Here is a 21,697-nt window from a genome sequence, read left to right as displayed (position 1 = left end):
TTTATCAAGCGCCGACGGTCTCCACCGCCGCCAGCATGCCGGTCTTGGCGTGACAATTCAGGTATTCGAAGAACTGCTCGTCGGCAGCCGCCACAGTGACCTCGTGATAGAGCCGCAGTTTTGCTGACGGGCCGAGCGTCGACAGGTACTTCATCGCGGCGCCGAATATCTTGACATGGGTGGGATGCGATTCCGCCCACCGCTCCAGCGCAGCCAGGCTCTTCCACCAGCTTTGACCATAGGATTTTTCGCTCGCGCTGCCATCAACGGAGAGCACGCGCATGTAGCGGTTGACGTAGCAGCCGATGCCGAGGCCGTCATCGCGCAGGAAATCCATGCCCTCGCGCAGCACCGGCTCGACGTCGTCGAGATAGAGCTTGCGCTCCGACGCCTCGGTATCGCTCCAATCCTGTCCTGATCGGATCAGGCAGAGATTGTCGTGCGCCTTCACGCGCAGCCGTGCGCCGTCGCGGATCAGTTCGGGATTGCCGCACGGCGACATCGGATCGGTCTGCGACAGCGGGATGCGGTCGCGCATGCCGCCCCAATAGGCGTGCTCCTGCACCTCGCCGCTCATGCCATCCGCAATCACCGCAACGCCCTCGGGCCGGCCGAGCGAGGAGAACAGCGTCTCGTGCCGCGCCACAATGGGGCGCAGCACCTCGATAAAGGTGCCGACGCCCTCGAGTTGCTTCCCGGTCCAGGCCTCGCGCGCCGGTCCGAACCAGGCGTCGAAGCGCGCGACATCGTCCCAATAGGCCACCGAGACGACGTTCTCGTAGCCGGCCTGGTCGACATATTGCGCGCGGTCCCAATGCGAGGGCCCGTCTTCCGCGGCAAACCGCACCGCGATTTCGGCGAGCGCGTCATTCGTAGCCGCCGGCGCCGCGCCGCGATATTGAACGCCGAAATAGGCCATCACGACGCGGTTTACGGCAGGCTTATAGCGCGCCACGAAGGACGGGTATGGCGGCTGGTAATCGTCCGGCACGCGCTTGTGGCGCGTGCGCGGGGTCTGCAGACGCAGAGGAATTGCGGATTCCATGATCGTGCCTCCCCTCGATTCCGGCGATCAGCTCGCCGCCGCGGCAATGTCCATGGGCTCGACGGTGTCGACCGGCAGCGCAAACTGCTCGACACGCTGGTATCGCTTCTTGTTGAGCAGGAGCCGCGTCACGTCGGGGCGCGAATAGTGCCCGGCTGGATCAGCGGCATTCTTGGCAACACCGATGGCGCCAAGATCGATCTCGGCGATCAACAGCCCTTCCTGGTCCGGCGCCAACTTGTCGCCGATCTGACTGCCATCGGGGCCGTAGATCGCAGCGAAGCCACCGCCAGCATGCAGCAGCGCGTGCTTGTCCGGCCGATCACAGAGCTCGTCGACCATCGCCTGCGACACCGTCGCGCACGGCGCGAGCACGAAGCAGGAGCCCTCGACCGCGTAGACGCGCGAGGCGGCGTTGTTGACCTCCGCGCCGAGCGCCGGCGCAAAGGGATCGTAGAGCGAAAAGCTCGGCCAGGCCGCGACATGCACCTGCTCGTTCTGGGCGTACATGGCGTATTTCGACAGCGGCTGGAGATGCTCCCAGCAGCACAGCGCGCCGATGCGGCCGATGTCGGGCCGCGCGTGCACGGCGAGATCGCTGCCGTCACCCTCGCCATAGACCGTGCGCTCGGCATGGGTCGGCCGCAGCTTGCGGCGCTTTGCGATGGTCTCGCCGTCCGGTCCGATCAGCCATTGCGCCAGATAAAGACTGCCGCCGTCACGCTCGGAGAGGCCGACCACGGCGGTGAGCTTGGCCCTGCGCACGGCATCGCGCAGCCGTTCGGCTTGCGGACTGTCATAGGACAGCGAGTTGTCGAAATAGCGCTGCACGAAGCCGCGACCGATCGCCCAGGCCGGCGAATCCATCCAGATGTGCCAGGGGTAGCCCGGGATGAAGGCCTCCGGAAAGGCGATCAGCTTGGCGCCCTTCTCGGCGGCGTCCCTGATCAGGGCGATCGACTTGTCGATCGAGGCGTCGAGATCCAGCCAGGCGGGCGCCGCCTGGACCACCGCGACCTTGTATTTCGGATGTTCGATGCCCATTGCCGCCTCCCTTGCCGGTTGATCGGAAGCCACGTCCGATGCAGTCTATTTGGCCAGACCGGGCGGCCGGGCGCTCGACCGCGGCGGAACAAAAACTCGACCGGACGGGATCGCCGACCCGGTACGGGATTTGCCTCCGGTCAGGCTGGATCAGCGCCAACATGCGATTTTGCGGGAAGTGAAAGGGAGGCTCTGCAGATGCCAATCCAGTTCACCACGGACGACAGCCCCGGCTACCGGCGGCTTGCCCTCTGGCAAGATATCGTCTGCGACGTCTTCGTCGGGCTCGACTGCAAGTCCGACCTCGGCAGCGCCTTTCACGGCTCGGTCACCCGGGCGCCGCTCGGCAAGGCGGAATGCTCCGAGGTCTGCTCCAACCGTCAGCACGTGTTGCGCACGCCCTCGCGCATCTCGCGCTCAGACCAGGACTTTGTCCTGATCGCACTCGGCAATCGCGGCGCCGGCGGCGTCGTGCAGGACGGCCGCGAGACCGTGATCCATCCCGGCCAGTTCGCTCTCTATGACACCACGCGCCCTTATGAGCTGAAGTTCAACGACACCTTCACGCAGACGATTTTCAAGGTGCCACGCGACATGTTGAGACGCCGGCTCGGCAGCACCGAGGCGCTGACCGCGATGTCATTCGGCGCCGACATCCCGCTTGAGCGGCTCGCCTACGATTTCATCTTCAAACTCTGCCAGAGCGCGGACCAGCTCGCGCCGAACAACGCCGCCGCACTGTCGGAGCAGGCCGTCGATCTCCTGACATTGGCGCTCAGCGAGCGGCTCGGCACGACGCCGCTGCCGTCCTCGACCCATCGCTCCGCCCTGCTCTACCGGCTGAAGGCGCATATCCGGGGTCATCTTGCCGATCCCGACCTCTCGCTGTCCGAGGCCGCAGCGGCGCTCGGCATCTCGTCCCGCTACGTCAATGATCTCCTCGCCGACGAGGACATATCGTTCCAGCGCTACGTCCTCGGTGAGCGTCTTGCCCAATGCAGGCGCGACCTCGCTTCCCCTGTGCTCGCCCATCGCCACATCAGCGAGATCGCCTTCGCCTGGGGCTTCAACGACGTCTCGCATTTCGGCCGCGTCTTCCGCGAGCATTTCGGGATGTCGCCGCGCGACTTCCGGCAGAGCCAGTTGCGGCACTGACGTCGGGCAGCCATTGGCCGGAGCCTTCGCTTCAGGCGAAGGCAATGCTCGTGAATTCCAGATTGTCAGCTAGCGCCGCCAGGATCAGGCTGGCGCACATGAGGACTCACGCCACCATAAGCGGATCGGAGGTCTTGCTGGGCGTGATCGCGATCCGGCTCGCGGTGCTGGTCGCGGTGGGCTGGAGCCTGACGCTCCTGCCGAGGCAGGCACGCGAGAGCGAGGCCGCCTGCCTTCCCTCTCCTGCAACGAGGGGCCCGGCTCGGGTTCCGGCGACGACGGCCGCCCCGCGCGTGACTGACGCAGCATTCGATGACATGCGTCTGCACGACTAGGCCGGTCCCAAGCAAGGCCGGTATGTGCGCGCGTGGTAGGACGCGGGGCACGCTTGCAATACCATCCGGCATCAAGGTCGCAGGGATGAATTGGCGGCCAGCCGAGGAGCATATCGATGGAATACCGACGCTTGGGCCGCTCAGGCCTCATGGTTCCCGCCTTGAGTCTTGGGACGGGCACCTTCGGCGGCGTTGGCCGCCTCGCTGCGTGGGGCACGACTGACGCGACCGAAGCGCGACGCCTTCTGGATATCTGCCTCGACGCCGGCGTGTCGATGTTCGACACCGCGAATGTCTATTCGCTCGGCGAGTCCGAGCGCGTTCTCGGCGAGGCCATCAAGGGGCGCCGCGACAAGGTGCTGGTCTCCACCAAGGCGACGTTCCGTTTCGGCGACGGCCCCAACGACATCGGATCGTCACGGCAGCATCTGCTCACAGCCATCGATGCTTCGCTCAGGCGGCTCGGCACCGACTACATCGACCTGTTCCAGCTCCACGGCTTCGACGCCTTCACCCCACCTGAAGAGGTGCTCGCGACCCTCGATGTGCTCGTGCGCGCCGGCAAGATCCGCTACGTCGGCGTCTCGAATTTTTCGGGCTGGCACCTGATGAAGTCGCTCAGCGTTGCCGACAAGCACGGCTTTCCGCGCTACGTCGCCAACCAGACCTACTATTCATTGATCGGGCGCGACTACGAATGGGAATTGATGCCGCTCGGCCTCGACCAGGGGCTCGGCGCGGTGGTCTGGTCGCCGCTCGGATGGGGACGCCTCACTGGAAAGATCCGCCGCGGCCAGCCAAAGCCCGAATTGAGCCGCCTGCCGAAGACGGCCGAGTTCGGCCCGCCCGTGCCGGACGAGCACGTCTATCGCGTCGTCGATGCGATCGACGAGGTCGCCAAGGAAACGGGCAAGAGCGTCTCGCAGATCGCGCTGAACTGGCTACTGCAGCGTCCAACCGTCTCGACGCTTATCATCGGCGCGCGCAACGAGACGCAGCTGCGTGAAAATCTCGGCGCGGTCGGCTGGTCATTGACCAAGGAGCAGGTCGCGAAGCTCGATGCGGCGAGCAAGGTGACGCTGCCCTATCCCTACTGGCACCAGCGCACGACCTTCACCGATCGCAATCCGCCTGCGGTATAGAAGCCCACTCAATCGCTTTTAGCGCCGAGGGCGAAGGCGTCCTGACCCATGCCCGCAGTGCCGGGAGACCCGCTCCCTGCGCAGGAACCGCCCGTATCCTGCCGGGTTGCGATGCATCTCGCAATTTCCTAATCCGGAGACGAACCACGGCTCGAATCAAGCTCGCCGCCATCATGTCGCCAGCCCCCATGGAGCACGCCGACGGCCTGCCGCAGCCGCAGCGCAATCAGGCGATCCTGACCATTGCGCTCGGTATCATCATGGCAGTGGTCGACAGCGCCATCGCCAACGTCGCGCTGCCGACGATCGCGGCCGACCTCGACGCGAGCCCGGCGTTTTCGATCTGGATCGTCAATGGGTACCAGCTCGCAATCACGATCTCGCTGCTGCCGCTGGCTTCACTCGGCGAGATCGTCGGCTATCGCCGAGTCTATCTGGTCGGCTTGGCGCTGTTCACGCTTGCCTCCGCATTCTGCGCGCTGGCGCATACCCTGCCGCTGCTGACGATCGCCCGCATTATCCAGGGCTTTGGCGCGGCCGGCATCATGAGCGTCAACGCGGCGCTGGTTCGCTTCACCTATCCACGCAACCAGCTCGGCCGCGGCATCGGGCTCAACGCACTCGTCGTCGCCTTCTCGGCCGCGATCGGCCCGACGCTTGCCGCCGGCATCCTCGCATTCGGCAGCTGGCCCTGGCTGTTTGCCATCAACGTCCCGCTCGGCGTGGTGACACTGGTCCTGGGCTGGCGCAGCCTGCCGCATACCAGACCTGCGAGCCATTCCTTCGATTGGCAGAGCGCGGGGCTGTCGGCAATCACCTTCGGCGTCGGCATTGCGGCCGTCGACAGTGTCGGCCATGGCGAAGCGGCGATCACCTGCCTCGTGCAGTTCGCCATCGCTCTCGTCGCCGGCGCGCTGCTAATCTACCGCGAGACCTACATGGCCTCGCCGCTTTTGCCGGTCGACCTGTTGCGCATCCCGGTGTTCGCACTGTCGATTGCAACCTCGATCGCATCGTTCTGCGGGCAGATGCTGGCCTTCGTCGCGATCCCCTTCTACCTCCAGAGCCGCTTCGGCTATTCGGCGGTGCACATGGGCCTCTTGATCACGCCGTGGCCGATCGCGGTGGCGTTCGCAGCACCGCTGGCCGGCCGCCTGGTCGAGCACTATCCGGCGGGCCTGCTTGGCGGCATCGGGCTCACGCTGTTCGCCTGCGGCCTCGCTGCGCTGGCATTGCTTCCGGCAGCCCCGACGTCGCTCGACGTGATCTGGCGGATGGCGCTGGCCGGTGCCGGCTTCGGCCTGTTCCAGACCCCCAACAACCGCACCATGATCGCGGCCGCCCCACGTGAGCGCGCCGGCGGCGCCAGCGGCATGCTGGGCACGGCCCGGCTGCTCGGCCAGACTACGGGCGCGGCGCTGGTCGCGCTGTTCCTCGGCCGCTATCCGATCGAGGGAACCAGGATCGCGTTGCTGACCGGCGTCGGCTTCGCGCTCTGCGGCGCGGCGCTGAGCATGTTGCGGCTGTCGCCCGGGGGCGCGCGCGGCGCCGAGCATGTCCGCGTGCAAGACGACCAGCGCCTGCGCGGCGAATAGCTGCGCCCCATCTCCGGCCGGAGCCATCCGTAGTCTTACGATGGCATGCAAGTATTGCGCTCGCGCTTTAGCTGCGCTTCATTGCAACCAAGCTGGGGGATATTTTGTGAGTTATTTTAAAGTTGTGGCGCTTTGCGTCGTGGCTACGGCTGCAAGCGGATGCGCGGGTCGTGCTCCAGCCCCGGTTTCGGTGGTGCAATCTCAGGACCGGTACATGGACTGCGCGGCCATCGCGATCGAGGTCCAGACCAACAATACCAAGGTTCAGCAACTCGCTTCCGACAAGGGCTTGAAGGTCGCTCAAAACGTCGCGGCGGGAGTCGCGGGCTTGGTTATTCCCGTGCTTTGGTTCGGCATGGATTTCCAAGGTACAGCTGACACCGAAATACAAGCACTTCAGGCTCGCCAACAGTATTTGGCAGCGCTCGCTGAGCAACGCCGCTGCGGAGAAGACACCGGAGAGGCGCAAAAGGTGGTTGCAGAGCCTTCGAAGAAACCCAAGGCGAAACTGAGGGCCGCGCCTCCTCCTACTGCTGCGGCGGTGCCAGTAGAGCAAAAGTAAGCTTCGCTCTCACGGGAGCGTCAGCGCCCCCTGCCTCAACCAAAGTGGTTCTCCAAATAAAAAGGCCGGCTCTTCAGCCGGCCTTTTCAATTCATCGCGTGCGGATCAAGCCTTGACCAGCGGGCTCTTGGTCGGACCCTTGGAGCCGCCGGGGCCGCCCGGCTTGGACTTGCCCGGCGGACGCTTGCGGGCCCCCGGGAGCTTCTCCTGCTTCGGCGTGACCGGGCCCTCGACGAATTCGAAGCCGATCTTGTCCTTGGTCTCGTCGGCCTCGTCCTTGACCAGAACGACGCGGACATGGCCGCCACCCTTGAGCTTGCCGAACAGCACCTCGTCGGCCAGCGGCTTCTTGATGTGCTCCTGGATCACGCGAGCCATGGGACGTGCGCCCATCTGCTCGTCGTAACCGTGTTTCACCAGCCAGGTCTTGGCGGGCTCGGACAGCTCGATCGTGACGTCGCGATCGCCGAGTTGTGCTTCGAGCTGCAGCACGAACTTCTCGACCACCGTACCGATCACCTCGACGCTGAGATGGCCGAACGAGACGACGGCATCGAGACGGTTGCGGAATTCCGGCGCGAACTGCCGGTTGATCGCCTCGTGGTCGTCGCCTTCCCGCTTCGAGCGCGTGAAGCCGAATGCCTGCTTGGCGAGATCCGAAGCACCTGCATTCGTGGTCATGATCAAGATCACGTTGCGGAAGTTGACCTGCTTGCCGTTGTGGTCGGTGAGCCGGCCGTGATCCATGATCTGGAGCAGCACGTTGTAGAGGTCGGGATGCGCCTTCTCGATCTCGTCGAGCAGCACCACGCAATGCGGATGCTGATCGACGCCGTCGGTGAGCAGGCCACCCTGGTCGAAACCGACATAGCCGGGAGGCGCACCGATCAGGCGCGACACGGTGTGCCGCTCCATATATTCGGACATGTCGAAGCGCAACAGCTCGACGCCGAGCGACGCCGCGAGCTGTTTTGCGACCTCGGTCTTGCCGACGCCGGTGGGGCCCGAGAACAAATAGCAGCCGATCGGCTTCTCCGGCTCGCGCAGGCCGGCACGCGCCAGCTTGATCGAAGCGGCGAGCGACTCGATCGCCTTGTCCTGGCCGAACACGGTGCGCTTCAGGGTCTGCTCGAGATGCTTGAGCACCTCGGCATCGTCCTTCGACACGCTCTTCGGCGGGATCCGCGCCATCGAGGCGATCGTGGTCTCGATCTCCTTGATGCCGATGGTCTTCTTGCGCTTGTTCTCGGCGACCAGCATCTGCGCCGCGCCGGATTCGTCGATCACGTCGATCGCCTTGTCCGGGAGCTTGCGGTCGTGGATGTAGCGCGAAGAGAGCTGCACCGCAGCCTCGATCGCCTCATTGGTGTATTTCAGCCTGTGGTAGTCTTCGAAGTACGGCTTGAGGCCCTTGAGGATCGCGATCGCGTCCTCGACCGTCGGCTCGTTGACGTCGATCTTCTGGAAGCGCCGCACCAGCGCACGGTCCTTCTCGAAGTGCTGGCGGTATTCCTTGTAGGTGGTCGAGCCCATGCAGCGGATGGTGCCGGAAGCGAGCGCGGGCTTGAGCAGGTTCGAGGCATCCATCGCCCCGCCCGACGTCGCGCCCGCACCGATCACGGTGTGGATTTCGTCGATGAACAGGATGGCGTTGGGATGCGCCTCGAGCTCCTTGAGCACCTGCTTCAGGCGTTCCTCGAAGTCGCCGCGATAGCGGGTGCCGGCGAGCAGCGTGCCCATGTCGAGCGAGAACACGGTCGCAGCCGCCAGCACCTCCGGCACCTCGCTGTCGACGATGCGCTTGGCAAGGCCCTCCGCGATCGCGGTCTTGCCGACGCCGGCCTCGCCCACGAACAGCGGATTATTCTTCTGCCGGCGGCACAGCACCTGGATCGCGCGGTTGATCTCGGAATTGCGTCCGATCACCGGATCGATCTTGCCGTCGCGCGCCTTCTTGTTGAGGTTGACGCAATAGGTCTCTAGCGCCTCGCCCTTCTTCTTGGCGTCCTCGCTGCCCTTGGTCTCGGTCTCCTCGTCGACACCGCGCACCGGCCGCGCCTCGGAGACGCCCGGCCGCTTGGCAATGCCGTGGCTGATATAGTTGACGGCGTCGTAGCGCGTCATGTCCTGCTCCTGCAGGAAATACGCGGCATGACTCTCGCGCTCGGCAAAGATCGCGATCAGCACGTTGGCGCCGGTCACCTCTTCGCGACCGGACGACTGCACGTGGATCACCGCGCGCTGGATCACGCGCTGGAAGCCTGCCGTCGGCTTGGCGTCGTCGGCGCCGTCCGTCACCAGGTTCTCGAATTCGGTCTCAAGATAATTGACGAGGCTCGTACGGAGCTTGTCGAGGTCGACGCTACAGGCGCGCATGACGGCGGCTGCATCGGAGTCGTCGATCAGGGAGAGCAAAAGATGCTCGAGCGTCGCGTATTGGTGATGACGCTCGTTTGCGATCGCCAGTGCACGATGCAGGGATTGTTCAAGGCTTTGGGAAAAAGTCGGCATTCGCGTCCTCTATGGCCCCCACCATCATGATCGTCATCGCCCGGTCAGGCAACAACAACCTTTGTCACATATAGTTATACAAAATCGCGGCGAAAGACCGGTTCCGCGACACAGGCGGCTGCACAGCTGCGGTATTTTTCGATGCAAAACCCGTTCCGATTCAGGCGCGATCGGCGCCGGTCCGGAATTCCGTAATTTTGCCGTCTGCATGAACATCGCGCGCAGACATCACGTGGCAATCACACTGCGACATGGACAAGAACCTGCTTCGAACGCGCAGTAACGTGTCTTACTTCTTTTCCATCACGCATTGCAGCGGATGCTGGTGCTTGCGAGCGAAATCCATCACCTGCGTCACCTTGGTCTCGGCGATCTCGTAGGTGAACACGCCACACTCCCCGATCCCGTGATGATGGACGTGCAGCATGATCTTGGTTGCGGCCTCGGCGTCCTTCTGGAAGAACTTCTCCAGCACATGAACGACGAACTCCATCGGCGTGTAATCGTCGTTCAGGATCAGCACACGGTACAGGTTCGGCCGCTTGGTCTTCGGCTTGACCTTGGTGATGACGGACGTGTTAGGCGCGGAGGGGCCGCCGGAACGGTTCTCGTCGTTGCTCATTTGGGGAGCGCGGGCGGCGGCGGCCGCGGACAGATCTGGGCTGGAAGACAATTGCGGCATGGCTCAGGCGTTCAAATTCCCCACGGAAGCGTGTGACGGTTCACCGCGCAGCCCCGGCCTCCGGAGCTTTGCACAGGCGGACCGCCTTGTTGGATCGCCGCTTCCATCCGGTCCGGTCCAAGCCAGATCGGCTTCACCGAATATGGGCCTGCCTCCGGCTCGCCGCAAGCATGCGACGGCTCGGCCGATGCGGCCACGGCGGTCCCGATTCGAGGTCCGGGGCGATCCCCACCAAGGTTAATCAATCCGGACTGATTTGACAAAAACTTCCGCCCTATCCGTTTAGAACAGGCTGACCAGGAACCGGCCGGGAACGCGGCTGCGACGGTTTCGCGCGGGATATCTCCGGTCTTCTACGGACCAATTTACCCGGCGTTCGATGGCGTGGCGCGAAAACGGGCAAAGTCACAGATTCCGGGGTTCGTCATGTCTCGCCTGCCCCTCGTCAGCCGTATTGGTGGACAGCTCGCCCGCTTTGCAGCGGCCGAACAAAGCAATATCGCCGTGATCTTCGCCATCGCGCTGCTTCCGGTTCTGCTTCGTCGGAGCTGCGGTCGATTACAGCCGCGCGGCCCAGGCCCGTTCCGCGATGCAGGCGGCCCTCGATTCCACTGCGCTGATGCTCTCCAAGTATCTGGAAGCTGTGCGACAACGCCAAGGCGGCGAACATCACGATCTATACGGTGCAGGTGAACACCGGCAGTGATCCGACTTCCAGCGTGCTGCAATACAAGTTCTATCTGGTGACGTCGGCAGATCAGACCGTCTCGGTGTCTCGGTGTTCAAGGATATCGGTAGGTCGCCGTCGAAGCTGCGCGTGGCGCGCTGAGACCGACACGCCCCGACCAACAAAAAAGCCCGGCTGCTTCAGCCGGGCTTTTGATTCCAGGACGTCAGGAAACGTTAATTGGCGGCCGGAGTGAACTTCGACACAATGGTCTCGACCGGCTTGAATGCCTGCTTGGCAAGGTCACTGTAGAGGCCGGCGATCTTCTGCGATTCCGCGACGAAGGTCTCGTAGGCGGAACGGGCGAAATCGGTCTGCGCTTCGACGGCCTTGTCCAGCGACTTCACGCCGGAAAGCTTCTCGACGAAGGACTTGGTGTCTTCGAACGACTTCTTGGTGTAGTCGCCATAGGCGCTGGCGATTGCCTGGAGGCCGTGCTGCACCGTGGTCGCGGAGGCGACGTACTGCTCGAAATGCTCTTTCCCGTAGTTCTGGAAGTCTTCGACCTTGAACATCTTGGAATCCTTTTCCCTAGCTCGTCGGAAGCCCCGGCTCCCTGACCTTGCCCACAATTAGTGCAACGCACAAAAAAGTCAAGAATCTTGTGCGACGCACAAATTTGAATGCAAATCGCGACGATTCCCGGGGTTCCCGCAAGGTTTCCTTAAGCTTTTGGAAACCGCGGAGCCCTACCTTGATTCTCTGGACGCGTTCATCTTCCGCGAACGGCCAAAAGCGTAATGAGAACATCACCTTAGCCAGAATAGCGGCCCAGGCCCAACGTCCCCCGCGGCGAACACCAGCGGAGGGACAGCCTGAGCAGGTAATGATCCCGGGTCCCTTGGGCACAATTTCGCCTCACGGGCCGGTGATCAAGTCAGAAACGGGGACGGGGTTTCATGCTTCGTAAAAACTTGTCTTCCTCGCGCTTGGCGCGGGTTAGCGTTTTTGGGCTTCTTACAGTCACCACTGCAGTCATCTTCACTACCGATGCTGCCGAGGCGCGGCGCCACCGGCGTCATTACGCGCACCACCGCGTACAGCGCGATGTGTCCGAGAGTTCCAGTCCGAAATTCGCGTCGATCATCGTCGACGGCAATTCCGGCTCCGTGCTTCAGGCAACGAGTCCCGACGGGATCCGCCATCCGGCGTCGCTGACCAAGATCATGACGCTCTATCTGCTGTTCGAGCGCCTCGAGTCCGGCAAGATGAAGCTCGACACCGAGATGCCGGTGTCGCAGCACGCCGCCGATCAGGATCCGACCAAGCTGAACCTGCGCGCCGGCCAGACCATTCGCGTCGAGGACGCGATCAAGGGTCTCGTCACCCGCTCCGCCAACGACGCAGCCGTTGTGATCGCGGAAGCGATTGGCGGCGACGAGGACGACTTCGCCCAGATGATGACGCGCAAGGCGCGTTCGCTCGGGATGTCCAGGACGGTCTACCGCAACGCCAACGGCCTTCCCAACGACGAGCAGGTCACGACGGCGCGCGACCAGGCCACGCTCGGCCGCGCCATCCAGGAGCGCTTCCCGCGCTACTATCGATATTTCGCGACCTCGACGTTCAACTGGCGCGGACAGTCGATCCGGAACCACAATCATCTGCTCGGTAATGTCGAGGGCGTGGACGGCATCAAGACCGGCTACACCCGCGCCTCCGGCTTCAATCTCGTGACCTCGATGCGCCGCGGCAACCGCCACCTGATCGGCGTGGTGTTGGGCGGCCGCAGCGGCGGCTCGCGCGACGCCATCATGCGCAACCTGCTCGCGGAGAACCTCGATAAGGGCGCGACCACCCACACCGTCGCCGCGGTTACCGAGCGCAACGGCTCCGACGCCGCTGCCGAGGTCGCCGATGCGTCGGATACCCCGGCCCGCTCCGCTCCGCAGGTCCAGGCTGCGGCTGCCCCTGCTCCCGAAGCAGCCCCGTCGCGTCTCGCCGCGCGCCTGTCGACGCTAGCGGCTGCGACTGCCGCGGTGCCGCCCGCTCAGCCCAGATCCGAAGCCAACAAGCCTGAAGTTCGGCCAACTGAATCCAAGATCGAGCCTGCGCCGCTTACCAATGGCGTGATCTCGAGCCAGCCGCTCTCCATGGTCCCCGGCTCGTCCGAGCCGATGAAGCCGGTCCGGGTCAAGACCGTCCAGGTCAAGGCCGGCACCGTGAAGGTCGCCTCCGCCGCCCCGGCTCAGGTCGCACCGCAGGTCACGAGCACGATTGCGCCCCGCTCCGACGTCGCGGAAACCTCCGGCGCCGTCGTCGCCCGGGCAGACCTCATCAACAAGCCCGACGTCGCCAGCCAACCGGAAGCGCCGAGGGCCGAACTCGCCCGTACCGAACTGCCGCGGCAGCCGGCGGGCTTCGGCACCGGCAACGGCATCCTCGGCGTATTGCCGGCCGCAACGGCTGCCGCGCCCACCCCGGCTGCTGCGAAGCTCGCTTCAGCCGACCCGGCGCCGCAGCCGATCCAGATGAGCGCCACCACCAGGCCTGTCGTCACCCATAGCGGCTGGATCGTCCAGGTCGGCGCGCTCGAGAGCGAGAACGAAGCCCAGCAGCGCATCGACGCCGCGCGCAGCTCGGCCCGCGGCCTGCTCAGCAAGGCCGACCCGTTCACCGAGCCGGTCGTCGCGAAAGACAATCGCAAGCTCTACCGCGCCCGCTTCGCCGGGCTCGACCGCGACCAGGCCGAAGCCGTCTGTCGCACCCTGAAGCGTGCCGATATCTCCTGTATGACCGTCCGCAACTGATCTTTCGCCCCGCTCCAATCAAAATGCCCGCGCTTTGCGCGGGCATTTTGATTTTCGGGATGTGGGGATGGTCAAGGCTGTTCGATGCCGGGGCTGTTCCACGACAACCTCTCGTCAAGGATTTACGGTTAAAACTTTACACAAGGGATCGACCACGCCGACAATGGCGGGCATCGAGGCGACGGCAAACAGAGCAAGCGGGGCTCACACGGGACGGGCGTTTGTAGCGTGGTGCCGGAGTTAGCCGTTATGCGTACGAAGCAGAGTATCCTTGGCCTCGTTTACACGGGCAGCGAGATACGTCGAGCCCCCCTGGTCGGGATGCAGTTTCTTCATCAGGGACTTGTGAGCCCGGCTAATGTCGTCGCGCCCCGCCCCAGGCTGCAGGCCAAGGATCTGATAGGCCTCCTCCGCCGTCATTTTGCCGCTCGCCACCGTGCGGCGCTGCCCCCCTGCCGCGTCGCCCTGCGCGTTCTGACGCCAAGCGGGAAACCGGCGGTCCAGATAGCTTTCAAGTAAGGCGACGCTCTCGGCGTCGAAGGCCGGGACCATTGCCAGCAGGGCTGCGAGATCGAACTCATTGAGATCACGCCCGGCGTGAGGCCCGGCGACGATCCGGCCGCCGAGCTGGCCGGAATCGTGATCGAGTCGCATATCCAGGAATGGCGAGCGCACGCGCGAGGCCTGACCGGCCGGGCGCGTCGCGCCCCCGCCGAACAGCCCGCCGACATTGCCGAAGCCGGCGTTTGCCAGCGGTGTCCAGCCCAAGAGCCCGGCGCCGAATATCCCGAGCGGGATCGCAACCACCAGTTCGCCCTTCAAGCCCGTGAACGCTGCAACCGCCAGCGCCACCACGCCCCCACCGAACCTGATCGCGCGTGCCAGCACGGCCGGGTTGGCGGAACGGAACATCTGGAGCAGCAGATAAAGGGTGATAACGGCGATAGCGCCGGCGATCAGGGTCATGGCCGGAATATAGTCGGCCTATCGTCGAAAAGCATCGTGTCCTTGTCCCCCCGCAGACCGCGCCAAGGCTACTTCATCTGGCCGATCAGCCTGGCCGCGCCACTGGCGGTCTTCGCCAATTGTAACAGCGCCTCCCGTCCGCCGGCGGCGTAGGCGGCGGCTGCACGCAACAGCTCGCGCAACTGCGCCGCCGCGCCCGGGTCGAACCGGCACCACGCGCCGCTGGTCAGGCGCGCGATCTCGCGAAAGGCCTGCTCGGCCACTGCGTCGTGGCCTTCCTGAAATACGAACACGGGCACCTTGAGCATGCCGAGCTCGCCGGCCTTGGCGCAGAGATCGTCGACGTTCTCCTCCATCGCGTCGCCGACGAAGACAACGGCGCGCACGCCGGATGCGACCGCCTCGCGCCGCGCCTCGCTCAGCACCTTGCCGATCTGGGTGTCGCCGCCGCGGCAATCTATCTTGCTCATCAGCGCCGCAAGCCTGGCGCTATCGGAGATCCATCCGGTGGCGCGGCACTCGTTGAAGCCGCGATAGTAGACGAGCCGGATGTCGAGACTGCCAAGCGCGGCGGTCTCGCGGAACATGTCGGCCTGAAGCGCGCAGGCCATGTCCCAGGTCGGCTGCCGGCTCATCGTCGCATCCAGCGCGAAGATCAGCCGGCCTTTCGCCCCGGGAGCATGCGGTGACAGCGCGCGCGCGTTTGCGACGAAGGCGGCGATGTCCTCCGACGTCGACGTCCCCGCCTGCGGCACCGCGCCGCCTGGTTGCGACGAGACGGCATCGCGGCCGCGCGGTTTGATGGGTTCGCCCGACATCACTTGACCCTTGCTTGAGCAGCTAATGTGGTCAGCGCATGCAGCCCGGTCAATGCGCAAAGCCCCCGCAGGCTGAGGCCGGCAGGGGCTTTGAAAATCGGACCGAGGAGGAGACGTCAGATCCTGGGAGAGGTCAGCTCCTGGAAAACATCAGCTCTTGGCAGGCGCCATCAAAGCGACCGGGCCGGGCTCGAGAATCTTGGGCGGGGACGATTGCGTGTCGACCGGCCCGACTTCGCTGTCGGTCGAGCTCAGAAATTTGTCGAGCATGCCCTGGATCGAATTCTTAGCCGCGTCCGGACCAGTGTCGCGCATGTCGTTGTGCTGGAATTCGGTCCTCACGACCTGGATGCCGGCCTTCTCGCATTCCTCGTCGGTCGGGATCACGCCTGCATCGGCCTTGAACTGCGGGTCAGTGGAGCGGAACGACAGGATCTTGAACTTCCCGGCGGTGACGAAGGGCACGCGAAGATTGTCGAGCGTGACGACCTTCTTGACCTCATCCGGATACTGCTTGGCGAAATACATCGTGATGTCGCCGCCCATGGAGTGGCCGACCATCGTCACCCGGTCGTAGTCGGCGTTGGGCTGAACCTTCTTCATCTCCTGCATGGCGAGATGGATGTTGGCGACGCCGCGCAGGATCTGCGGCAGCCGGCCGACATAGATCTCGCCGGGCTTGGTCACCATGGGAGGATCAGTCGGCAAATCATGCTGCGGGCTGACGACGAGATAGCCGCGCGCAGCGAAAATGTTGGCGAGGAAGCCGTACTCGGTGTTCTTGACGGTGTTGCCATGGTTGATCACCGCGACCGGCATCGTGATCATGCCGGCATTGGCCTGCATTTCCTTGTCACGACGGATCGCGATGTCGACGGGCACCGCACGGTTATCGCGCGAGGCGTCGTAGAAGGTGATGGTCTCGTGCTTGATTGCCCACTTGCTCGCCGTGACATAGGCGACACCGCAGAGGGCACTAACCGAAACCAGAACGGCAATTCCACGCTTCATTTTCGTCCTCAGCCTCAGGCTCTTGCGGCCTGAATCCCTGTTGAAAATCGTGTTCTTCCGGGGCTCTTCGGCCCCTGGTCGCCTATTCCCTAATATATGTCACAGCCGCGTGACAGGAAGGCTAAATATTGTGAACTGGCAGCCCTTTCATTGTGCGGCGCACACGTTTCTTGGGCATCCGCTCTCATACGGCTACGTCGGGGTGCACGTCACCATCCGACGCAACCTGTCTCGATCGGGTTCAATTTTGCAGTAAACGCGGGGTGAAAACGGCCGAGCGCAGGCTCGGTTCCCACGGGACCGGCCGCTTTGGTCAACTGGAAATAGCGGTATACCGCCGCCTCAAGCGCCGAGGATGTCGTGGACCTCGAGCGGCTTGTCGACCTGATTGAACCACTCGGCGCGGTTGGCCGCGCGGCGGCGTCCGCGCTCGTCGAGCGGGAGCTTGAGCTGGCGGAGCAGGCTCGTCACCTCCTCCCGCGCAGTGAGATGGCCGAGATTGGGCCGCATGCCGAGCGTGGCCTCGTCGATCTCGTCCAGCGCGGTGAGGCCGCGCGGGAAGAACTCGCGATAGACGACGCGTTCGGCGAAGCCATCGACGTAGCGGAAGCCGAGCCGCAGCGACAAATCCTTCAGCCCCTCGGCAACGAGTTGCTTGTTGCGCGAGCCGAGCATCGAGAGGCGGTTGCGCACGACGATCCAGTCGGTGGTTGCGCCGTCGAGCTGGCGGCGCTTGCGGCGGGTATCCCGCACCATCTCGGCGTAGTGGCTCTCGCCCGTCACCGCGTAATTGGCGGGATCGACGGTGCCGAGGACATCGAAATCGAGGAAGCTGTCGTTGATCGGGGTCACCAGCGTGTCGGCCATCGAGTGCGCAAGCCGCATCAGATAGCTGTCGGTGCCGGGCGTATCGATGACGATGAAGTCAAAACTGCTCTCGACCGCGGAGACCGCCTCCATGAACTGAAGGAACTCCGAATTCTCGTTCTCGGCGACCTGCATGGTCTCGCCGAGCTTGATGCAGCGATGCAGCGGCAGTTCGAGGTCAAGCTTGGTGCGGCGCGCCCAGGCGGAACGGTTGTTGATGTAGTGAGTAAAGCTCTGCTGACGGCAGTCGAGGTCGATGGTGGCGACGCGCTGGCCGGCCTTCAGAAGCGCGACCGCAATGTGCAGGGCGGTGGTCGACTTGCCGGAGCCGCCCTTCTCGTTGCCGAGCACGACCACATGCGCCGAGCCGGACTGGCCTTGGCTAGCTTGCACAAGCATCGCGATCCTCAACACCCCTGACGAATATCTTCGAGTTGGCCGCGTCTGCGGTCAAGTGAAATGCGTGACAGGTCATGCAAATCGCGTCGTGCCATCCTTCATCATGAATCGTTGCGCCGCTTCGCGTCTGTGATCCAGCCCACAACGTCGCCATATCCTTCGCGACTTTGCGCGGGATGCTGTGCCGCATCCGGATGCATGGCGTCCACGGTCGCCGCTTGTTAAGGTTAGCCTGCCGGGCGCCGGGACGCGCCCGCCGATTCCCAACCCGTCGAGTTCTGATGTCACGCAGCCCCTTGATCGCCCGCACGGTCCCCGCCTTGCGACGCGCCGTCGACAATCTTCGCAAGCGAAAGGCCACGATCGCGCTGGTCCCGACGATGGGGGCCCTCCATGACGGCCATGTGTCGCTGGTGCGCCTCGCCAGGCGGCGCGCAAGCCACGTCGTGGTGTCGATCTTCGTCAATCCGACCCAGTTCGCACCAACCGAGGATTTTGGCGCCTATCCGCGAACGTGGAAGGCCGATCTCGCTAGGCTCGCCGCCGAGGACGTCGATATCGTCTGGCATCCCGGCGCCGAGGCCATGTATCCGGAGGGCTTTGCGACCCGCATCGTACCGGAGGGACCGGCGCTCGCCGGCCTCGAGGATCGTTTCCGTCCGCATTTCTTCGGCGGGGTCGCCACCGTCGTCGGCAAGCTGTTCACGCAATGCCGGCCGGACGTCGCGATCTTCGGCGAGAAGGATTTTCAGCAGTTGCGGGTGGTGGCGCAGATGGCCCGCGACCTCGACCTCGGCGTCAGGGTGATCGGCTCCCGCACCGTACGCGAGCGCGACGGGCTCGCGATGTCCTCGCGCAACGTTTACCTGTCGCCACAGGAGCGGCAGACCGCAACCACGCTGTACCGCGCCATGAAGGAGAGCGCCGGGCGCATCCGCGCCGGCGAAGCGGTCGTGTCCGCGACGGCGCGCGGTGCAGCGATGATCACGGCCGCCGGCTTTGAACTCGACTATTTCGAGGTGCGCCATGCAGCGACGCTGGCGCAGGTCGCCTCGCGCAACGACGGCCCCTTGCGCATCCTGGTCGCGGCCAAGCTCGGCACGACCCGGCTGATCGACAATATCGCGGTTTAGAGCAGCCCGAGATCGCGCAGCTCGCGCCGCATCGGCTCCGGCATCGCCGCGATCGAGCCGGCGGCGGACTTGCCGAGATCGAGCGGCACGGAATCATCGGCGAGATAGCGCCAGCCCTGGAACGGGCGCATCGGCCGCGGCGACACCGCGATCACCTTCGGCTGCATCACGATCCGGCAGCGTCCGATGCCGTCCTTGTCGCGGAACGGCTCGATGCCGATGATCTTTTCGCGCGCGGCGACCTCGCCCTTGATCACCCAGTAGAGCGACCCGCCCGACAGTATCTCGGCGTCGCGCTTGGGCACCATGCGGGTGATGTGGATGTGATGTTGCGGCAGACCCTTCTTCTTGGCGGTCTGCATCCGTTCGGCGATCCACTCCTTCAATTCCTTGACGGATTCGCAACCGACGGCGAGCTTGATCAGATGTAGTGGCATGCCCCAGCATTAGCCGGGCAGCCATCCATTTGGAATGCCGATCTACTCGTTATCCGCAGCCGCGGGAGCCGCGGCCGGCGGCGCGAGCGGAACCGGTGCCCCCGCCGGCGCCCGCGCAGACTTCGGCGCGGGCGGCTTCTTCGCGGCCGGTGCCGCGGGCGCAGCGGCCTGTGCCGAGGACGATGCCGGCGCGCGCGGCGCCGGCGCGGCCGCTGCGTTTGCGGCGGGCGCCGCCTGGCGCGTCGGCGGCTCCGGATTCATGATGCTGACCGGCGGCGTCGACGAGGCACTCGGGAACTCCGCATTGGTCGGCTTGCCCGTCGGCATCGACGGCGGCAGTCCGGCAAGCGCGGCAGTGGCCGGCAATGATTGCGCCGTCGCAGGCGCATTCCAGGTCGGCGCGTAGCGCGCGACCAGCGTGTCGTAGAGATGGGAATCCATGTTGGCGGCGACCTGCTGCTGATCGGTCAGCGAGCGGAAGGCCGCGCAGTCGAACCGCGTGCAACCGTCGCGCGCGACCAGCACGTGCGCGACCAGGCCGTAGCGATCACGCTCCAGCGACTTGCGCAGCACCTTGACGTCGGGTGTCAGGCTCTTCTCGGCGGTCGCGGCATCGCCGAGCGCCATCAGCCGGTCGATCCTGGCCGCGGTGGCGGAGACGGCCGCAGCCGCCGCGTCAGGCGCGCCGAACAGCGCCTTCTCGCAGCCAATGGCCACGGCATCGCCGGCGAGATCGTCGAGACAGGACAGCGCCGGCAAGCTCGCGGTAATCGCGACCTGCGCGCGCGCCCCGCTCGGCGTGGTCTGGCCCGCCGGTCCATCGACGCGCACGGTGGCTGCCAGCGCCGTAGCAATGGCGAGCAATGTAATGATGGTCAGCGCGCCGTTAGCGACCGACCTCTCGGCGCGCAGCAGCGTGACCAGGAGGATCAGCCCGAAGAAGCCGGCAGCCGCCAGCGTCATCCACATTGGAAAGGCCGACGAGCTCCAGATTTGGTCGAGCGACGAGGCCCATGCCCAGTTCATGCGCGACGTCCCCTCACGCGAGCAGAGAGCGAATGGTCAAAGCGAGCACCGAGAGTCGGCAACTGCCCCCGGCCCACCTTGTGAAGCTGAAGCGGGCCTTTTGACGGCGGCAGGATACAACTCCCGGGACGCGCCAATGCGCGGATAGCGTCGGCCCTCAGGACAGCGCGAGCTGGCTTTCCTTGGCGACGCGTTCGAAGGCTTCGGTCGAGCTCTTGATCCGGTACTGGCAGTCGTCACCATCCGTCGGCAGGAGGCGGATGATCTCATACGAGCCGCTGGCAGCGGGGCGTGCGACATTGCTGGCCGTGAACAACACGCGCGATCCAATAGGGAATTTGTGCTTCAACACCCTCTCCATCACTCAAACAACACCTGCCACGCCCATGGTCCCACTGCGTCGGCCGGCCGGAAACCCGGCCGCTGTATAGCATGGGGCCGGCGTTTTTGGCCAGCAGTATACGACGTGGCCAACATGCCAATTTTGCAGTTATTTCAGAGTGATGCCGGTCGGCCGGTGCTACCGCTGGAACCGTTCCTCAGGCGTATGGGGCAAATGGCCGTCAGGGCTGGCGTGATCCACGGCCTTCGGCAGTTCCTGGGCCAGGATCTGGCCCAGCTGGTCGACCGGGATGTGGTACCGCGCGGCCAATTGGCGGACGGTATCGCTGCCGAGCACGCTGCGGAGCTGGTCGGCCGAGCGAGTCCAGGATTCCCATGATGTCGCCTCTCCTTGCCGATCATTCGAGCGATTGCGCGCCGCCGGCTTGCTCGACGTCAAGCGACGCCGCCATCACAATCGCGGGTTACACGTTCTCGAACCTTTCGATGACAAGCGTTTCGGCGAGCCCGTCCCGGGTCCATTCCTGGAACGCCGGCAGCGCCAGCATCGTGTCCATGTAGGCTTTGGTCTCCGGCGTGACCTCGATCGCGTAGGTGCGGAAGCGGTGCACGACGGGGGCGTACATCGCATCCGCCGCGCCAAAGCGGCCGAACAGGAACGAGCCTTCGGCGCCATAACGCGTCCGGCACTCGCGCCAAATCTCCTGCACGCGCGCGATGTTGGCCAGTGCATCCGCCGACAGCGCCACGGGGCGCACGGGACGATGCAGGTTCATGCCGCATTCGTTGCGCAGGGCCATGAAGCCGGAATGCATCTCGGCGCACACGGAGCGGGCATGCGCGCGGGCGGCAGCGTCATCCGGCCACAGCTTCGCTTCCGGGTAGCGCTCGGCGATGTATTCGATGATGCTGAGCGAATCCCACACGGTGATGTCGCCGTCGACCAGCACCGGCACCTTGCCGGCGCGGCTGAAGGCGAGGATTTGCTCCTTGTCCGCGGGATTGTCGGTGTAGAGCGGGATGACGGTCTCCGCGAACGGAATGTCGTTGGCGCGGAGCGCGAGCCAGGGCCGCATCGACCATGACGAGTAATTCTTGTTGCCGATTGCGAGTTTCAGCCCAGCCATGTCATCAGTCCTTCCGAAGACGC

Annotated in this window: 20 protein-coding genes and 2 pseudogenes; 8 read left to right on the top strand and 14 right to left on the bottom strand. The window is 64.6% G+C overall.

Annotation, left to right across the window (positions count from 1 at the left end; all coding sequences use genetic code 11):
- Positions 1–4 precede the first annotated feature (4 nt).
- Both IVA88_RS18350 and IVA88_RS18345 read right to left on the bottom strand, forming a co-directional pair.
- Positions 5–1,045 carry a phenylacetaldoxime dehydratase family protein gene (locus IVA88_RS18350; protein ID WP_247498638.1) on the bottom strand — a complete coding sequence of 347 codons (1,041 nt, stop codon included), beginning with the start codon at positions 1,043–1,045 and terminating at the stop codon, positions 5–7.
- A gap of 27 nt (positions 1,046–1,072) precedes the next feature.
- Positions 1,073–2,089 carry a carbon-nitrogen hydrolase family protein gene (locus IVA88_RS18345; RefSeq protein ID WP_247498637.1) on the bottom strand — a complete coding sequence of 339 codons (1,017 nt, stop codon included), beginning with the start codon at positions 2,087–2,089 and terminating at the stop codon, positions 1,073–1,075.
- A gap of 198 nt (positions 2,090–2,287) precedes the next feature.
- Here IVA88_RS18345 and IVA88_RS18340 point away from each other — a divergent pair, with 198 nt between their 5' ends.
- The 5 genes from IVA88_RS18340 to IVA88_RS18320 all read left to right on the top strand — a co-directional run bounded on the left by IVA88_RS18340 (position 2,288) and on the right by IVA88_RS18320 (position 6,878).
- Positions 2,288–3,244: a helix-turn-helix domain-containing protein gene (locus IVA88_RS18340; RefSeq protein ID WP_247498636.1), complete on the top strand. Its 957-nt coding sequence runs from the start codon at positions 2,288–2,290 to the stop codon at positions 3,242–3,244.
- A 98-nt stretch (positions 3,245–3,342) separates the two neighbouring features.
- Positions 3,343–3,579 (top strand): hypothetical protein, encoded by a 237-nt coding sequence (locus tag IVA88_RS18335; protein WP_247498635.1) that lies wholly within the window; start codon positions 3,343–3,345, stop codon positions 3,577–3,579.
- Between the two features lie 116 nt (positions 3,580–3,695).
- Positions 3,696–4,721, top strand: coding sequence for an aldo/keto reductase (locus IVA88_RS18330; RefSeq protein ID WP_247498634.1), 1,026 nt, complete (start codon positions 3,696–3,698; stop codon positions 4,719–4,721).
- A gap of 173 nt (positions 4,722–4,894) precedes the next feature.
- Complete coding sequence (locus IVA88_RS18325; protein WP_247498633.1) at positions 4,895–6,316, top strand: MFS transporter; 1,422 nt, start codon at positions 4,895–4,897, stop codon at positions 6,314–6,316.
- Between the two features lie 214 nt (positions 6,317–6,530).
- On the top strand, positions 6,531–6,878 hold the full coding sequence (locus IVA88_RS18320; protein ID WP_247498632.1) for a hypothetical protein: 348 nt from the start codon (positions 6,531–6,533) through the stop codon (positions 6,876–6,878).
- 105 nt (positions 6,879–6,983) lie between these two features.
- On the opposite strand, the gene clpA is transcribed toward IVA88_RS18320, so the two are convergent.
- On the bottom strand, positions 6,984–9,389 hold the full coding sequence (clpA, locus tag IVA88_RS18315) for an ATP-dependent Clp protease ATP-binding subunit ClpA (RefSeq protein WP_247498631.1): 2,406 nt from the start codon (positions 9,387–9,389) through the stop codon (positions 6,984–6,986).
- Between the two features lie 289 nt (positions 9,390–9,678).
- Entirely contained in the window at positions 9,679–10,011 is a 333-nt protein-coding gene (clpS, locus tag IVA88_RS18310) for an ATP-dependent Clp protease adapter ClpS (RefSeq protein WP_018455182.1), read from the bottom strand.
- 486 nt (positions 10,012–10,497) lie between these two features.
- On the opposite strand from clpS, the pseudogene IVA88_RS18305 reads away from it, so the two are divergent.
- Positions 10,498–10,702: pseudogene (locus IVA88_RS18305) on the top strand (pilus assembly protein TadG-related protein); the annotation flags it as partial.
- Positions 10,703–10,974: 272 nt separating this feature from the next.
- On the opposite strand, the gene IVA88_RS18300 reads toward IVA88_RS18305, so the two are convergent.
- Positions 10,975–11,313, bottom strand: a complete 339-nt coding sequence (locus tag IVA88_RS18300; RefSeq protein ID WP_247498630.1) for a phasin family protein — start codon at positions 11,311–11,313, stop codon at positions 10,975–10,977.
- A gap of 384 nt (positions 11,314–11,697) precedes the next feature.
- On the opposite strand from IVA88_RS18300, the gene IVA88_RS18295 reads away from it, so the two are divergent.
- Complete coding sequence (locus IVA88_RS18295) at positions 11,698–13,548, top strand: D-alanyl-D-alanine carboxypeptidase (RefSeq protein ID WP_247498629.1); 1,851 nt, start codon at positions 11,698–11,700, stop codon at positions 13,546–13,548.
- Positions 13,549–13,788: 240 nt separating this feature from the next.
- Here the strand turns inward: IVA88_RS18295 and IVA88_RS18290 are convergent, their stop codons facing one another.
- The 4 genes from IVA88_RS18290 to IVA88_RS18275 form a co-directional block, all read right to left on the bottom strand.
- Positions 13,789–14,514, bottom strand: coding sequence for a DnaJ domain-containing protein (locus IVA88_RS18290; RefSeq protein WP_247498627.1), 726 nt, complete (start codon positions 14,512–14,514; stop codon positions 13,789–13,791).
- A gap of 68 nt (positions 14,515–14,582) precedes the next feature.
- On the bottom strand, positions 14,583–15,332 hold the full coding sequence (locus tag IVA88_RS18285; protein WP_247498626.1) for a VWA domain-containing protein: 750 nt from the start codon (positions 15,330–15,332) through the stop codon (positions 14,583–14,585).
- A gap of 150 nt (positions 15,333–15,482) precedes the next feature.
- Entirely contained in the window at positions 15,483–16,343 is an 861-nt protein-coding gene (locus IVA88_RS18280; protein ID WP_247498625.1) for an alpha/beta fold hydrolase, read from the bottom strand.
- 342 nt (positions 16,344–16,685) lie between these two features.
- Positions 16,686–17,609 (bottom strand): division plane positioning ATPase MipZ, encoded by a 924-nt coding sequence (locus IVA88_RS18275; RefSeq protein ID WP_247498624.1) that lies wholly within the window; start codon positions 17,607–17,609, stop codon positions 16,686–16,688.
- Between the two features lie 281 nt (positions 17,610–17,890).
- Here IVA88_RS18275 and panC point away from each other — a divergent pair, with 281 nt between their 5' ends.
- Complete coding sequence (panC, locus tag IVA88_RS18270; RefSeq protein WP_247498623.1) at positions 17,891–18,742, top strand: pantoate--beta-alanine ligase; 852 nt, start codon at positions 17,891–17,893, stop codon at positions 18,740–18,742.
- Here the strand turns inward: panC and IVA88_RS18265 are convergent.
- The 5 genes and pseudogenes from IVA88_RS18265 to IVA88_RS18245 form a co-directional block, all read right to left on the bottom strand.
- Positions 18,739–19,179, bottom strand: a complete 441-nt coding sequence (locus IVA88_RS18265) for a DUF1489 domain-containing protein (RefSeq protein WP_247498622.1) — start codon at positions 19,177–19,179, stop codon at positions 18,739–18,741. The genes panC and IVA88_RS18265 overlap by 4 nt on opposite strands.
- A gap of 42 nt (positions 19,180–19,221) precedes the next feature.
- Positions 19,222–20,205, bottom strand: coding sequence for a hypothetical protein (locus IVA88_RS18260; protein WP_247498620.1), 984 nt, complete (start codon positions 20,203–20,205; stop codon positions 19,222–19,224).
- A 157-nt stretch (positions 20,206–20,362) separates the two neighbouring features.
- Entirely contained in the window at positions 20,363–20,566 is a 204-nt protein-coding gene (locus tag IVA88_RS18255) for a hypothetical protein (protein ID WP_007603227.1), read from the bottom strand.
- Between the two features lie 159 nt (positions 20,567–20,725).
- Positions 20,726–20,905 (bottom strand): annotated as a pseudogene (locus IVA88_RS18250) (YidB family protein); the annotation flags it as partial.
- Between the two features lie 106 nt (positions 20,906–21,011).
- Complete coding sequence (locus IVA88_RS18245; protein WP_247498619.1) at positions 21,012–21,674, bottom strand: glutathione S-transferase family protein; 663 nt, start codon at positions 21,672–21,674, stop codon at positions 21,012–21,014.
- Positions 21,675–21,697: the final 23 nt, after the last annotated feature.

The organism is Bradyrhizobium sp. 149 (genome assembly GCF_023073915.1).
Classification (GTDB): domain Bacteria; phylum Pseudomonadota; class Alphaproteobacteria; order Rhizobiales; family Xanthobacteraceae; genus Bradyrhizobium.
This window is presented reverse-complemented; position numbering and strand designations above follow the sequence as displayed.